This window comes from Dendrosporobacter quercicolus (assembly GCF_900104455.1).
In the GTDB taxonomy this organism is placed as follows: domain Bacteria; phylum Bacillota; class Negativicutes; order DSM-1736; family Dendrosporobacteraceae; genus Dendrosporobacter; species Dendrosporobacter quercicolus.
The window spans coordinates 15,755-31,080 of the sequence record NZ_FNHB01000004.1 but is presented as its reverse complement, the minus strand read 5'-3'; the positions used below and the strand labels follow the sequence as shown (position 1 = coordinate 31,080).

The 15,326-nt window shown below is 49.6% G+C and carries 9 protein-coding genes and 1 pseudogene; 4 read left to right on the top strand and 6 right to left on the bottom strand.

The genetic code is table 11. From position 1 onward, the window contains the following. Positions 1 to 347 precede the first annotated feature (347 nt). A complete protein-coding gene (locus BLR06_RS09460) occupies positions 348 to 1,517 on the top strand; it encodes an SAM-dependent methyltransferase (protein WP_092072002.1) in 1,170 nt (389 codons plus the stop codon). 53 nt (positions 1,518 to 1,570) lie between these two features. Here the strand turns inward: BLR06_RS09460 and BLR06_RS09455 are convergent, their stop codons facing one another. The 4 genes from BLR06_RS09455 to BLR06_RS09440 all read right to left on the bottom strand — a co-directional run bounded on the left by BLR06_RS09455 (position 1,571) and on the right by BLR06_RS09440 (position 9,861). Then, positions 1,571 to 3,973 carry a sensor domain-containing phosphodiesterase gene (locus tag BLR06_RS09455; protein WP_245698100.1) on the bottom strand — a complete coding sequence of 801 codons (2,403 nt, stop codon included), beginning with the start codon at positions 3,971 to 3,973 and terminating at the stop codon, positions 1,571 to 1,573. Between the two features lie 277 nt (positions 3,974 to 4,250). Then, the gene (locus tag BLR06_RS09450) at positions 4,251 to 7,361 is read right to left on the bottom strand and encodes an efflux RND transporter permease subunit (protein WP_092071999.1); all 3,111 of its coding nucleotides are present in this window, start codon (positions 7,359 to 7,361) and stop codon (positions 4,251 to 4,253) included. Positions 7,362 to 7,373: 12 nt separating this feature from the next. Next, the gene (locus BLR06_RS09445) at positions 7,374 to 8,540 is read right to left on the bottom strand and encodes an efflux RND transporter periplasmic adaptor subunit (protein ID WP_092071996.1); all 1,167 of its coding nucleotides are present in this window, start codon (positions 8,538 to 8,540) and stop codon (positions 7,374 to 7,376) included. Positions 8,541 to 8,568: 28 nt separating this feature from the next. Continuing rightward, positions 8,569 to 9,861: a TolC family protein gene (locus BLR06_RS09440; protein WP_092071992.1), complete on the bottom strand. Its 1,293-nt coding sequence runs from the start codon at positions 9,859 to 9,861 to the stop codon at positions 8,569 to 8,571. A 180-nt stretch (positions 9,862 to 10,041) separates the two neighbouring features. On the opposite strand from BLR06_RS09440, the gene BLR06_RS09435 reads away from it, so the two are divergent. Next, positions 10,042 to 10,473: a MarR family winged helix-turn-helix transcriptional regulator gene (locus tag BLR06_RS09435; protein ID WP_092071989.1), complete on the top strand. Its 432-nt coding sequence runs from the start codon at positions 10,042 to 10,044 to the stop codon at positions 10,471 to 10,473. Positions 10,474 to 10,752: 279 nt separating this feature from the next. Further along, complete coding sequence (glgC, locus tag BLR06_RS09430) at positions 10,753 to 11,988, top strand: glucose-1-phosphate adenylyltransferase (RefSeq protein ID WP_092071986.1); 1,236 nt, start codon at positions 10,753 to 10,755, stop codon at positions 11,986 to 11,988. A 13-nt stretch (positions 11,989 to 12,001) separates the two neighbouring features. Here glgC and BLR06_RS09425 read toward each other — a convergent pair whose 3' ends face one another. Further along, positions 12,002 to 12,592, bottom strand: a complete 591-nt coding sequence (locus BLR06_RS09425; protein ID WP_092072592.1) for a DedA family protein — start codon at positions 12,590 to 12,592, stop codon at positions 12,002 to 12,004. Between the two features lie 248 nt (positions 12,593 to 12,840). Further along, the gene (locus tag BLR06_RS09420; RefSeq protein ID WP_092071983.1) at positions 12,841 to 14,403 is read right to left on the bottom strand and encodes a DUF4127 family protein; all 1,563 of its coding nucleotides are present in this window, start codon (positions 14,401 to 14,403) and stop codon (positions 12,841 to 12,843) included. A gap of 391 nt (positions 14,404 to 14,794) precedes the next feature. Between BLR06_RS09420 and BLR06_RS19520 the strand changes: the two are divergent. Beyond that, positions 14,795 to 15,326 (top strand): annotated as a pseudogene (locus BLR06_RS19520) (collagen-like protein); the annotation flags it as partial.

Below are 15,326 nucleotides of genomic sequence, written 5' to 3'. Positions count from 1 at the left end.
TCAACCTTAAAAACTGCGGGTAGCAGCAGGGGGTTTCCGCGGCCTTCCGATCCAGGCTTATAGAAAAACAACCTGGAATAAACAAAGATTAACATATCTTACCGTATCTTTCAATCTCCAATTCGCCGCCGGCGTTCAGAGGATTTTGCGCGGGTTTCTCCAGGAAAGGATGCAAAAAAAGCTTTTTCTGGAATAATATTCAAATAAAACGGGAAAAACTCGTCAACTTGGTATAAAATGAAAGTATCGGACGAAGAACCTGCGTTTACTGCCCCGCCCCAATGTGGTTGAAGCGGTTCTACGCCTGAACAAATCAATAATAATTGCTTTGCAGGGAGGAGAGAACCATGTTAAAGAAAATGGCTTTGAAATTATTGTTGGGCAAATGGAAGCAAGGAGGTTTTAAAGTGGTATTTTGGGATGGGGAAGAGGCGGCTTATGGCGATGAACCGCCTGCTTTTACCATCATTTTCAGACAGGAGCCTCCGTTCAAAGTAGGCGACGATATTGTACTGCTGATTGGGGAAGCCTACATGGACGGCATAATCGAGCTTGAAGGGTCAATGGACGATATTTTGCGGATCATTACCCTCAACAGGCCCAGCCGCGCAGCCGCCGGTCCGAAAAAGTCCGGCGCTGTAAATTCCGCCGCGCAGCAGCGCAACATTCATCATCACTATGACCTGGGCAATGACTTTTTCGCTCTGTGGCTGGATGAGAGCATGAGTTATTCCTGCGCCTATTTTAACACGCCAACCGATTCCCTGGCGCAGGCCCAGCTGCAAAAAATTGACCATATTCTAAAAAAAATAAACCTTCAGCCTGGCGAACGGCTGCTCGATATTGGCAGCGGCTGGGGCTGGCTTATCATTAAGGCTGCCCAGCAATATAACGTACAGGCCACCGGCATTACCTTAAGCACCGAACAATACCAGGCAACCAAACGACGGATTGAGGAGCTGGGGCTGGAACACCAGGTGGATGTTCAATTGGTAAGCTACCAGGATCTCGATTCCAGCCAGCCCCGCTTTGATAAAATTATCAGTGTGGGGATGTTTGAACACGTTGGCCAGGGAAATTTGTCTAACTATATGCGCAAAATCAATGAATTACTGGCTCCCGGCGGAATATCCCTGTTGCATACGATCACCGGCCTGTTTGAAGAAAACAGCAATGCCTGGATTGCTAAGTATATCTTTCCCGGAGGCTATGTTCCTTCGCTGCGGGAAATTATCCGGCTGCTGCCCGAATTCGATTTTCACCTGCTGCATGCCGAAAGCCTGCGGCTGCATTACGCTATGACACTGGACCGCTGGTATGAAAACTTTTCCCGGCAGCTTGACGCTGTCCGGGAAAAATATGACGAACGCTTTATTCGCATGTGGAGTTTATATTTGCGCGGCTGCGCTGCCGCTTTTAGAGTTTCCGGCCTGGACATTTACCAATTGTTGTTTAGCAAAGGATTGAACAACAGCCTTCCTTTAACTTATCAGCATCTTTACGATAATCAACAATAAAATCAAATGTCAATCCGACAATTTGCCTGAACTTTAAGGCAGCTTCAGCTGGGTTAAAGCTCAGACAAATTGACTGTACCCGGAAACACGGCGGCCTCTGCCGCAGGTACCGGACGACTGAGAAGATAGCCTTGAATACGGTCGCAGCGGCACTGCGCCAAATACGACAGCTGCCGCTGCGTCTCTACGCCTTCGGCCACCACTGTCATTCCCATAATGTGGGCAATATCCACAATTGAGCCAATAATGGCTTTTTGAGCGCCATCCATCAGTATCATATCAATAAAGGCTTTGTCAATTTTCAGCGTATTGACCGGCAGCCGCTGCAAATAGGTTAATGATGAGTAACCTGTGCCAAAATCATCAAGCGACAGTTGTACGCCCATTGCCTGCAGCTCGTCCAGCTTGCTGATGCTGTCTTCCAGGGAGGCGATCAGCGCATTCTCGGTAATTTCAAGCTCAAGCTGGCCCGGCTTAATTCCGGCATCGCTTAAGGCTTTCCGGACAACACTGATAAAACCGTCGGCGCCTATCTGATGAGGAGAGACGTTGACCGCAATTTTGCGATTTGTCCAGCCCCGGTCAGCCAGGCGCCTGGCAAATTTGCATGCTTCCTGCAGCACCCATTGACCAATTGGCCGAATCAGCCCGCTTTGTTCAGCCAGCGGGATAAAGCGGTCGGGTGAAACCGCTCCATATTCCGGGCTGTTCCAGCGCAATAAAGCCTCAAACCCGGTGATGCCGCCATTGGCAATGCTGGCCTGGGGTTGATAGTAGAGCAAAAGCTCGCCGCGGTCAATGGCATGCCGCAAGCTATTGGTCAAGCGAATCCGCTCGTAAGCCTCGGCCTGCATGGCCGCTTGATAAAACCGCCAGCAGTTCTTACCGGCTTTTTTGGCGGCATACATCGCATTATCGGCATTCTTAAATATCTCTTCCGCAGTAGCCCCGTCAGCAGGATAACAGGCAATTCCGGCACTGGCCGACATATGAAAGCGAATACCCAGCACCTCAATTTCCTGACAAAAGGCAGCAATGATTTTATCCGCCAGCCGGCTGATCAGCCGTTTCGTCTGGCCCGGCGCCAGTACAAAAAATTCATCGCCGCCGGATCGTCCGACAACTGCCCCGCTGCCGGCCTCATGAACAATACGCTGGCCGGCAATAGTGATCAGACTGTTACCATAGGTATGGCCAAACGTATCGTTGATTATTTTTATGTCATCTAAATCAATCACCAGCAGAGCGCCTGCCGGCTGCCCGCCGGCGGCTTCGTTCAGCTCGGCCTCCAGCAATTTATTCAACCGGGCCCAGTTGGGCAAACCAGTCAGGAGATCATAGTAAGCCAAACGCTCGATTTCTTCGGCTTTTTGCCCCAAAGCAGCCTGGGCAGCCTGACGCTCCATGATTTCTTCCTCCAGCGTTGCACTAAGCTGCTGCAGATCTGCCACCATTTTTTCCAGATGCGCATTGCTTTCGCGCAAATCGTTTTCCGCCTGACGCTGCTTTGTAATATCAGAAATAAAGGCCACATTCATCGTCCGTCCGTCAGGCCACTGAATTTCCTTCCGCTCGGCAAAGTAATGACGTTTGCGGCAACTGTCATAACGTTCCCAGATGCCGGATTTGCCGTTCGCTTCCTGCAGCTTAAAACAATCGCAGCAAGGCGCGGACAAGTCAAAAAATTCGTAGCATTTACGGCTGGACAGTTTATCGCTGTAAACTTCGGCCAACTCTTCACTGATGTAAATTAGCTCATGGGTATCCAAATCGACAACATACGCCAGGCTGCTGATGCCGCCGACGATACGCTCCATGATCGCCGCTTTGTCCTGCGAAGTTTTCAGCGATTGTTCAATCTGCGCCCGGCCCAGTACCTGGCCGACCAGCGGCGCAACCGTTTCGACAAAAGTCACTACCGCCGGACTCAGTTGGCCGGGCATGGAATCAGCGATATGGATCAGGCCCAGTATGCAATTCTGAAAATAAATCGGCATAATGCCTATCGTCTGATAACCGGCATGATTGCAGGCGCCCCGGTACTTTTCCCGCTCCCGGGCGGACAGTGTTTCGGCAAAAGCAAGCGTATCATTGCAGCACAGCGAACCGGCGCTGTTAATAATAGGCTCATCCAGCGGCAGCAAAGTTCCGCTCACCAGTCTGGTACAACTGCAGTCTTCTTTGCTGATTTGAAGCTTATTTTCCGCTTTCCAGAATTCATCATTAAAGCCAACATAGGCCTGATAAGGAATATACCCGTTTTCATCCAATACTCTAATGCCAACCGCACTGCAACCGCTGATCTGTTGAATAAGCCGGACAACCTCATTGAGAAATTCCTGTCGGGAACCGCGCTCGCGAAAACTGTGAATCAAGGATTGAATAGCCTGAAGATGGTCATTCCAGCAATCATTGGCACTGATATCGGCAGTTTCACCGTTGATTTTATCCTTCAATTGATGCCACCTCCGCCTCGGTCAGAACCTGGTTGGTAGTAATTTCTATTTCTTTGTAAAGATAATTATTTGCTGTTTATTTAACAGAATCCTCCAACTTTTTCATTTTTTTTAGCGGTAAAGCAAGAAATTTGCCAAAAAAGGCAGTGTCTTTAAATGTAGAAAAACATTTAAAGACACTGCCTTCGCTATATCTGACGCGGCCTGATGCACCCGGGATCCACGCAGGCGTCACGCCCCGCCGCCCGGTATGCACCCAGCCTTGTTCCCGTCTTCCTTATTTAAGTCTGGCGGTTAACTTTTCCACTACCACAAACAACACAGGGATTAAAAACATGCCCAGCACTGTAGCCATAAGCATTCCGCCCACTACTGCCGTTCCCATCGAATTTCTCGCTCCCGCCCCTGCGCCGGTCGCGACCGCCAGGGGGATGCAGCCAATAATAAAAGCCAGTGACGTCATCAGAATGGGGCGCAGCCTGATTTTGGCCGCTTCAATGGCCGCTTCCGCCGGCGTCATGCCGTTATCCACCCTGATTTTAGCAAACTCAACGATGAGGATTGCATTTTTCGCTGCCAGACCAATCAGCATTACCAGCCCAATCTGCATATACACACTATTTTCCAGATTACGCGCGTACTGAAACAGGAATGCGCCAAATATTCCGGTCGGGACCGACAGCAGCACCGCAAACGGTACGCTCCAGCTTTCATACAGCGCCGCCAGACATAAAAATACAAACACGATCGCCATTCCGAAAACAACAGGCGCCCGGTCACCGGATACTTTTTCCTCCCGGCTTTGACCGGACCATTCATAGGTGTAACCGCTCGGCAAAACCTCGGCGGCAACCTCTTCCAGCGCCGTCATTGCCTGACCGGAGCTATACCCGCTAGCCTGGGTTCCGTTCAGTTGTACAGCTTTCACTCCATTATAGCGGGTAATTACCGAAGGAGACTGGATTTTCTTGGGTTTAAGCAACGTATTGAGTGGCACCATACCATCGTTGGAGCTTTTGACAAATAGATATCTGGTTGCATCAACATCACTGCGAAAAGCGGTATCGGCCTGTACAGTTACCTTGTACGACCGGCCAAACTTATTGAAATCATTCACCTGAGTTCCTCCGAGAAAGGTCTGCAGGGCGGTAAAGATTTCATCCACTTGCACGCCCAGTTTTTCAGCTTTATCCCGGTCTACCTCATACTCATAGCCCGGCGTATTGGCTTTGAAACCGGAGGTAATTGAACCAATTTCGGGGCGTTCCTCAGCCGCCGCCATAAATTCCTGGGCAATATTGTCCAAATCGCTTAGCGTACCGCCGCCCCGGTCTTGGAGCATCAGGGTAAATCCGCCCACCATTCCTAAACCAGGCAGACTAGACGGTGCAAAAGCCATTACCGTTCCTTCAGCTAAGTTGCCGCCTTTCCCAAAGGTCTGGGCAATCTCGGCTTTTACCTTAAGCTCCGGCCGATTGCGCTCCGACCACGAATCCAGCGACACAAACAGGGCTCCGGCATTGGGTTTATTGCCGCCGCCTAAAACATCCATTCCCGCCAGCGACATAATATCGGAAACGCCCGCCTGAGCGCTCAGCTCTCCGCTAAAAGACTTCAATACGTTGATGGTCCGGTTTAAGCTGGAAGCCTCCGGCAACGTAATTGAAGTAATATAAAAGCCCTGATCTTCGTCCGGCACAAATGCTCCCGGAACCAGTTTATACAAACCGCCGGTCAGGATGGCCAGCACAGCCAGCAGAACCATACATAAACGGGCTTTCGGCATCAGCCTGGCCAATCCCCGGCCGTACCGGGCAATGCATTGATCAAACCAGCCGTTAAACGCCTGAAAAAACCGCTCCAATCTCCCTTGATGAGCATTCGGCTGATGCGGCTTAAGCAGTAAAATGCATAGTGCCGGCGTCAGTGACAAGGCCACCAGCGCCGATAAAGCCATGGAAACGACAATGGTCAGAGCAAACTGCTTGTATAAAACGCCCATGGTCCCGCCAAAGAAGGCCACGGGAATAAACACCGACGCCAGCACAAACGCAATGGCCACAACCGGCCCGGAAACCTCCTTCATTGCCAGCTTGGTTGCTTCCATTGGCGTAAGTCCGGAATAACGCATATGATATTCGACTGCTTCAATGACCACAATGGCATCATCAACAACCAGGCCGATGGCCAGCACCATGGCAAATAACGTCAGCGTATTGATGGTAAAGCCCAATACCACAAAGGCGCCAAATGTACCCAGCAGGGACACCGGAATGGCCAGCAAAGGAATCAGCGTAGCCCGCCAGCTCTGCAAAAAGATAAACACCACCAGCATGACCAGAATCAATGCTTCAACGAAGGTTTTCACCACTTCCTGCATGGACTCCCGGACAAACTTGGTATTGTCGACAACAACTTTGTATTCCATCCCCGGCGGAAAATTTTGCGCGGCTTGCTCCAACACCTTTTTGACATTGCCGATCGTCTCTAATGCATTGGCGTCGCTTGTCAGTTTAATTGCAAAACCTGCGCCCAAATGTCCGTTGATCATACTGCTGTAATTGTATTCCTTACTGCCCAGCTCAACCCTGGCAACATCCTTTAACCGGATAAAGGCGCCATCGGACTGTGAGCGGACAACGATGTTTTCAAACTCCTTCGTATCACTTAGCCGTCCTTTTACCTTGGCCGTATACTGAAAATCCTGTCCGGAATCTACCGGCATTTGTCCCAGAGTACCGGCGGGAGCTTGCTTGTTTTGCGCCTCAATGGCCGCCGTTACCTCAGTCACCGCAACCCCCAGCTGAGCCAGCTTCTCCGGCTGCAGCCAAATGCGCATACTGTAATCCGAGCCAAACGCCGAAACATCGCCTACGCCTGACACCCGCTTAATATCGTCAATCAGATAAATACTGCCGTAATTCTTAAGAAAATTGGCATCGAACGCATCATTAGGCGAGTAAAGATTAAAAATCATCGACATATCCTGTGAAGCTTTTCTGGTGGTAATCCCGGTTGACTGAACCGAACTGGGCAGGGACGCATTGGCCTCCGATACCCTGTTTTGGGTCTGCACAGCTGCGGTATCCGCATCTTTGCCTGTTTCAAACTGGACGGAGAGTGAATACGACCCCGAATCCGTACTGGTCGAAGACATCGATACCATACCCTCAACACCGTTTACCTGTTCTTCAATAATTTGGGCCACCGTTTGATCGACAACCTCGGCGCTGGCCCCCTGGTAACTGGTGCTGATGGAAACTGTCGGCGGTGAAATTTGCGGATATTGCGCTACCGGCAGCTGGAAAGCGGCGGTAGTGCCCAAAATTGTGATAATGATCGACAAAACGATAGCGAATACCGGGCGGTTAATAAAAAAGTTAGCCATTTTCACTTCCCCCTATTGCTGCGCCGCAGTCGGCGGCTCATCCGGCCCGATCATTGTCACGCTTAATGTTGTTCCCTGTTTTACTTTATCAATCCCTTCCACGACAATTCGCTCGCCTGGTTGCAGCCCTTCCTGCACAATCCACATATTGCCGGCCTTTTCCCCCAGTTTGACCGTCCGGCTTTCCGCCGTATCATCCTCTTTGACCACAATGACCATTGTGCTATCCAGCAGTTCTTTGACCGCCCGCTGCGGGATAAGAATTGCCCCCTTGTACACAGCCCCCTGGGCCGTTACTCTGGCAAACATCCCCGGAATAAGCACCCTGTCGGGATTATTAAACAAAGCTTTTATCGTAATGGTTCCGGTTGCGTCATCAATCCCTTGATCAATTTGTTCTATTTTACCGCTTAAGGGATATTCAGCGCCATTGCTCAACGTCAGCCGGAGGTTGTCCTTTAAATACGCCGGCAAAGAGCCATTGCCCTGCCCGGCCAGATTCAGGTACTCGTTCTCGCTCATGCTGAACTGCACCCAAACCGGGTCCAGCGACGCTACGGTGGCCATAACGGTTGAACCTGCCGCCACATAGTCGCCCACACTCAAATCATTGACATCAATCCGGCCGTCAACCGGTGAAACAATCAGTGTATCCTGCTCATCCTCCAGCGCCTGCTGCAGGGCGGCCTGACTGGCGGCAACATCGGCCGCATCCTGCTCGGCCTGGGCTTCATAGCTGTCCAGCGTCTGGCGGGCAACGCCGTTAACGGCGGCTAACTTTTGATACCGCGCGACTTCACGCCGCGTATGACTTAATGTTGATTGCGCCTTCCGCAGGCTGGCCCGCGCCGAATTGACCGCTGACTTGTATTGTTTATTGTCAATACGGAATAAGGGCTGCCCCTGGTGAATCGCGTCGCCGCCGTTCACCATCTTTTCCACAATATTGCCCGCCACTTTAGACATAATTTTTACTTCACTTTTTGATTTAACCTGTCCGATAAACTCGCTGTTTACAGGAGTATCGCGCTGCATTACCTGCATTGCCTTAACCACTACCGTCTGGGTTGCCGTTCCCTGCCCGTCTCCCGGCAAATAGCTGCGCCAGATCACAATGCCGGCCAAAACTACAACCAGCCCTGCAGCCAAATATCGTTTACCTGAATGTTGAATGTTCATTGCCAATCCTCCTGCCAACTAAAAACTGTTATTCCACCGGCATACCCATTGCTTGTTCCAGCTGCGCTTTGCTGGTATGATAGTCATAGACGGCCTGAATATAATCCTTTCTGGCTGAATCCAGCGATAATACCGCATCGCGCAAATCAAGATTGGTACTTACGCCAACCTCATAGCGCGCTTTTTGGATCATGAGGTTTTCCTCGGCCTGCACCACCGATACTTTATTGGTATCAATCCGCTGCTCAGCTTCCGTCATACTGAGATAGCACTGACGTACAGCCAGTAAAATTTCATCGCGCTGCTGAGCGGCTTTGTCCCTGACCATAGCAACACTATGTTGCGCCTGCTTAATTTTCGACTTAGTTACTCCCGAATCAAAAACATTAAACGAAGTAGTCAGCTTAACCAGCCAGTTGCTGTTTTTTGATCCAGGCAGGCGGCTATCGTACCAATCCTGTTCGGCAGTTAAGTCTACCGCCGGCAGATTGCCGCTTTTCGCAATCTTTACTTCCTGCCGGGCGCTGGCCACCTTTGCTTCATACTGCGCTATTTCCGGCCGGTTGCCTGCAGCGTATGCAAGGCATTCTTCCAAAGACCCCGAAAATTGTTCGTATGTAAAATCGTCTTTTAATACCACCTCGGTAGTGTGCGGCAATCCTAAGTCATTGTTCAGCGTTGCTGCCGCGTTGGCATAACTGTTTTGGGCTTTCAATAAGCTGTTTCTGGCCTGGGCTAAATCAACCTGACTGGCCAAAACATCGCTCTTGTCCACCAAACCGGCGTCATATTTGGCCTGAACTAAGCTTAAATGTTCAGTATAGTTTTTTACCGTTTCCTGATTTACCTGCACCTCATTACGGTACTCCAGCACAGTAAAATAGTCCGTAACTGCTGTCAGTTTAAGCTGCTGCTTAGCCGCCTCAACCTCCATATCCGCTACCTGTAAATCAAGTTTGGCCTGTTCAATCTGACCTTCCAATTTACCCCCGGAATAAACCGGCAAACTCAGCGCCAGCTGATTGTCAAAATTAGTGGTATACAGATATTCGGGCGATGTAACCGACGGCGGAGTGTTGTAGCGTTGATCGGTATGCGTATAGTCCAGGGAAACTCCCTTGTTCTTCTTGGCCTCCTGCAGGGCCCAGTAGGATTTTTCTTTCGCCGCCTGCGCATACTTTATATCATAGTTGTTGGTTATGGCCAAAGTGATGCTGTCTGCTAAAGACAACTCAACCTGTGCCGCACGCCCCGCTTGACACGGGCTTGCCAGCAGCGCTGCAGCCATAACCAGGGAAAAGCAGCGTTGATATAACTTCATGCTTAAGCCTCCTTTCATTATCAACTATTGTCGCAGTCCGACCTTGGAATTGACTTGGATTTTGTGATATAATTTAAAATAAATATTTATAATAAATTTTTATTTATAGTAAATATTTATTTACTATATGCTAATTGTTTTTGTCTATTTTGTCAATATGCAAAATAAGGAGTGAAATCTGTGGCTGATCAAAATAGCACCGAACTGCTCTTTCAACTTATCCCTCTGCTTGACAAAAAATTTGTCCGCCCGGTTTCTTTTCAGATGAAACCCTTGCTTAGCCCACTGCAGATCCATGTACTTACTGTTTTAACCGCAAAAAAAGCCACCATGACCGAACTGGCGGCTGAAATTGTCATATCCAAACAACAGCTGACCCCAATCATCGATAAGTTATTTACCGAAGGCCTGGTGCAGCGTGAAGATGATGAAGCTGACAGACGGATGATCAGAATAAGCATCACCGACGCCGGACTGAAATTGCTCAAAAGTATAAAGGAAAAAGCGCTCAGCATCCTGTCTGACAAGCTTGAGCATCTAAACCGGCAGGATTTAAGCTGTTTAAGCGGCGCTTTAACTGATTTGCACCGGCTAGTGAATAAATTGCCATAATCGTTACATAAGCCTGACATGATTGCCGCCGGTTAAAGCTTCACAACAGGCCATTGCCAGGCATTGGGAGCGAAATCAAGGGGTCTAAAACATTGCCAAGCCGTTTAAATTATCGTCAAGGACAAAAATTCAAACGGCTTGGACCAAAATCATTTGCCGGAAAAATCACAGCGAATGACAAAATATTCATCATCCCGGCAGGAAATATTTATCGATTATCAGAATATTCTTAATTAAAGAAGTCAAATTAGGGAGGAATTTGTTAAGGGAGGGAAAAGTATGCATACCGCTGTCTTAAGTAACGCTGCACGACACACCATCGCCATGGTTTTGGCTGGAGGAAAAGGTGAACGTCTGCATCCAATTACCTTAAACAGGCCCAAACCTTTTGTTCCTTTTGGCGGTAAATACAAAATTATTGATTTTGTTTTAAGCAATCTTTTCAATTCCGGTCTCAAAAAAGTTTATATTTTGACCCAGTACCGGGCGTATGCCCTCAATAAGTACATTAAAGACTCCTGGTCCAAGTGGGTTGGCCTGGGCGAATTTTATGACACGATCTCCCCCGAAACCAACAATGAATGTGAAGAATGGTTTAAAGGCACGGCCGATGCCATATTTCAATTTATGAGGATTTTGGAAAGCACCGATGCTGATTATGTGACAATATTGGGCGGCGACCATATTTATAAAATGGATATCAGCCAAATGATCGCCAATCATATTCTGAATAAAGCCGATGTTACCCTGGCCGCCCTGGAAGTTCCCCGCGAAGACGCCCAGCGGTTTGGCATCTGCACTGTCGATGAAGCTTTCCGGGTGCAAGCTTTTACGGAAAAGCCCCGGGACCCGGCGACCATCCCCCACCGGACAACCTGCTTTGCCTCAATGGGCAATTATGTGTTTACCACCGGAAAACTCATTGAGGTGCTGAAAAAAGGCCGACGGCGGCATGCCGATCTTGACTTCGGCCAACACGTTATTCCGATGATGCTGGAGGACGGCGACCGGGTATTTACCTATAACTTTATCGAAAATGAAATTCCCGGCGCCGGCCCGGTGGAAAAAGGCTATTGGAAAGATGTCGGCACCATCGACTCTTACTATGACGCCAATATGGATTTGATCAACATTGTACCCCAGCTCAACCTTTACAATTATCGCTGGCCCATCATTACCAGCCAGGGTAATTTTCCGCCCGCCACCACAGTATTTGATGAGGACGGACGGCGCGGCCAAAGCCTCAACTCTTTTGTCTGCGGCGGTTGTATCATTAGCGGCAGCACTGTGCGCCGCTCGATTATCGGCCCGTGCTGCCGGGTTAACAGCTATAGCTTAATCGAAGATTCCATATTGTTTGATCATGTTGAAATCGGCCGCCATGTGCAAATTAAACGGGCAATTATTAACGAAAATATCACCCTTCCTGATGGCGCGCAAATCGGCTATGATCATGAGGCTGACCGCAAGCAAGGTTATATGGTCACGCCTTCCGGCATTGTGGTTGTGACCTGACCGGGGGCTACACTTATTTTGTTCTTTTCCGGTAATAAACAACTGCCGCCAGCGCCAGCCCGGCAAGCACAATCATACTGGCCTGATGCCCAAAATCGGTAAGCTGCTGCCAGTTTGCTCCCAACAGCTTACCGGCATAAATCAGGGCAATTGTCCAGGGAACAGACCCTAACAAGGTATACAGGACAAACTGACCGAAATGGACCCTGGCCATTCCGGCCGGCAAAGAAATAAAAGTACGGACAACCGGCAGCAACCGGCTGAAAAATACCGCCCTGATACCATAATGATCAAACCATCGCTGCGCCAGCGCAACATGGTCTTTGGGCAAAAAAATATATTTCCCGTATTGGTCAATCAAGGCTCTGCCGCCATATGCCCCGGCCAGATAGGCAATGATTGAACCGGCCAGACCTCCGGCAACGCCGGCGGCAACAGCCAGGGAAAACTCCAGCCGGCCAAGCTGTACCAAATAACCGGCAAACCCAAAGATAAGTTCACTGGGTATTGGGATACAGGCGCTTTCCAGCGCCATGCCGATCATAATCGCCCAGTAACCCCAGATGCTGAGATAATCTATGACAAACTCAAACAGGCGCTCCATATCAGACACATCCTTCGAACAACTTGGCGCCCCGATACCGGTTGCCGCCACCGCCACAATCCCTCCAGCTGGCAGCCGGCGGACTTCCTCCGGCCGTCAATGATAGCAAATTCCCACTCGCCCTGATTGCAAAATATCCAGTCTTAGGGTTGATACTGATTATTTTACAACAATTCCAGAAGATTGTTAAGCGGCAAAGAGCCTGCCGGCGACCCTCCGCCGGCAGGCTTTGCTTAACTAAGCTCCTCCTATTCAGGAGCGATATTAACGTTAACTTCAAACATTCGGTTCCACGGGAAGGTTGCCGTAATTTGCTCCGGCGGCAGCCATAAGTGCTGTTCGGCAAATTGACGTTCACGCTTCTCAAGCTCAGCTGTCAGCTGCGGCTTTAATTCATTAAGATAAACCGGACTGCCGCTATTGGGATAAACAAATTCTTCCGTCAGCGCTTGCCTGATATTGGCCTGATAGGCCCAGTCATCGAGATAACGGACAGCCAGCAGCCGTTTACGGTCCTGATCATCGGTTAAACCGGTCAGCATCCCCTGACCGACAGCATAACCCACGGTATTTCCGGCAGTATTCCAGCCGGAATAGGCACTAAGTTTATCCAGCAGGTTCCGGCGTGATAATTCGGTCATTAACGCATTATCAGCGCCATTGGCAAACGAAATATCGGCAACAGCCACCTGCTTTCCGGCTTCGACCTGCGCTTGGATAGCATCAACAAATTGATGCAAAGCAGGTGTCAGCACCGTTGTGTTTTTCCGGGATCCGGCCTCAAGTGTTTTTCCTGTCGCCGACGTGTTCACATTTACAATCAGATCCGGCTTTAGAGGATTATTTAACACAATGCCGCCGGCGGCCACAACGTGAGCAACAATCGACTGGCCGACCTTTTGATCCTCATAGCTGGGAATACTGTCCTTGGCCGCCCCGGCTGCATAGTTCACCTTGACAATCGGAATGCGGTAAGTTAAATCATTGTAAGCCCTGGCCAGCAGCACCATTCCCAGTTGGTCGGCGCCAGGAAAGGTTTGGAACCTGGACTGAGGCAAATCAGCGGCCAAAATGCTCAGTTCACGGCTTTCTTTATGGCTTTGCGAATACGGGGCCGTGTCGTCCCGGCCAAGCAGAAAGAATTTAAACAGGCCTTGCCGGTTCAGCTCGATCAGACTGGAATTAATGTCAAAATTCTTTTGCCGGCGCTGCATCCAGTCGGCTAAAGCATCGGGCGGAATAATCGCCAGGTTGCTAGCCAGCAGCTTTTTCTCTTTTTTGGTCAGTCCTTCAACTTCCTCTTTATCGCGCAATGCTGTTAATTGAAAAATATTCCCGCCATACTGCTCGTAATAAGCGGGTTCCACACCGCCGGCGCTGCCTTGCGGTGTCCGCAAAACCGTCGAATATACATATACCCGGGTAAAGGGATGGGCTTTCTGCAGCTCCTGAAAACGCTCCAGACGAGCCTTTAAAACAGCTTCGCCAAATTCGTGAGTCCGTGAATCGACCAGGCCTCCATAGATCAGGGCATCGCCGGACAATATCAGGGCATCCGCCTGGCCGGCATGGTCCTTCACCCACTGCCACAACTGATCAGGATCGCCTTTTTTATCCCGGCTGGCAATCAACTCGGCGGGCGGCGCCAAAACGGTCAGTTTGGCTGCTTCAGCCGTATCCACCACATCCTCCAGGCTTACCGGCCGGTCGTCCTGCGGCACATATAAAATCGTTGCAGCCTGAGCTGCCGATATTCCCAGCATAAAAACAAGTAACAGCGGGACTATGATCAACTTTTTTTTAATCTTCATTGTCTTCCTCCACGAGTCATTTTCGGAGCAGTGCCTGCGCATTGAATTACAAGCAGTTTCTCTGTTCCTTTCGACAAGCCAGCCCTTCCTTCCTGCACCCGGAGTTTATTGGAAAACATTTCCTCAATTACTGCTGTTTTTCATTATGCTTCAACTGGGTTTTTACAACAGTAACAGCCTTGGCTGTCCAAAATCTCCCTTACTTCCGGTAAGGGAGATTTTTACTGCGCGCCATTATTTCATATTAACATAAAGCGTAAAAAAATAGTCCTTGAAAACCCGTCCTGTCCAGGCGGCATCCTTTTATTTCAATTCACATAATATATAGGAATTGCATATTATAAATTAACTATTTTTTTAGTTAATGCAATCAGCATGGAGGGATTAGATTTTGGATACCTTAGCTCTTCAAATTCAAAGGCTATTAGGCGGAACTGTCGAATCAGGCGCAAATGTCATCTTTGACAATGAAGTAAGCAGCTTTGGCGATGTGAGCTACGACTCCGCTACGGGAGAAATTACGGTCAATAAAACAGGAAGGTACCTGATTAACTGGTGGGTAGGAACCCAGGCTACAATAGGATCAAATAGCGTTTCCTTCTCAATTGTGACATCGCAAGGGGATGATATTCCCGGAGAGTCACCGGTTAAAGTAGGTATAACTCCGGGATTTGCGCTTATCCAGGTCGATATTGCACCAATTACGATAAGCCTGGTGAATCAAACATCGGTTGCGGTAACTTATTCCAGTGTACCAACCAGAGCCCATTTGGTATTAACCGAAGTTTTAGAAGATACGGAAGGTGTCACCGGCCCTACCGGTGAGACCGGTGCTGGTGAAACTGGGGCTACCGGCGAAACCGGTGCTACTGGCGAGACTGGGGCTACCGGTGAAACCGGTGCTACTGGCGAGACTGGCGCTG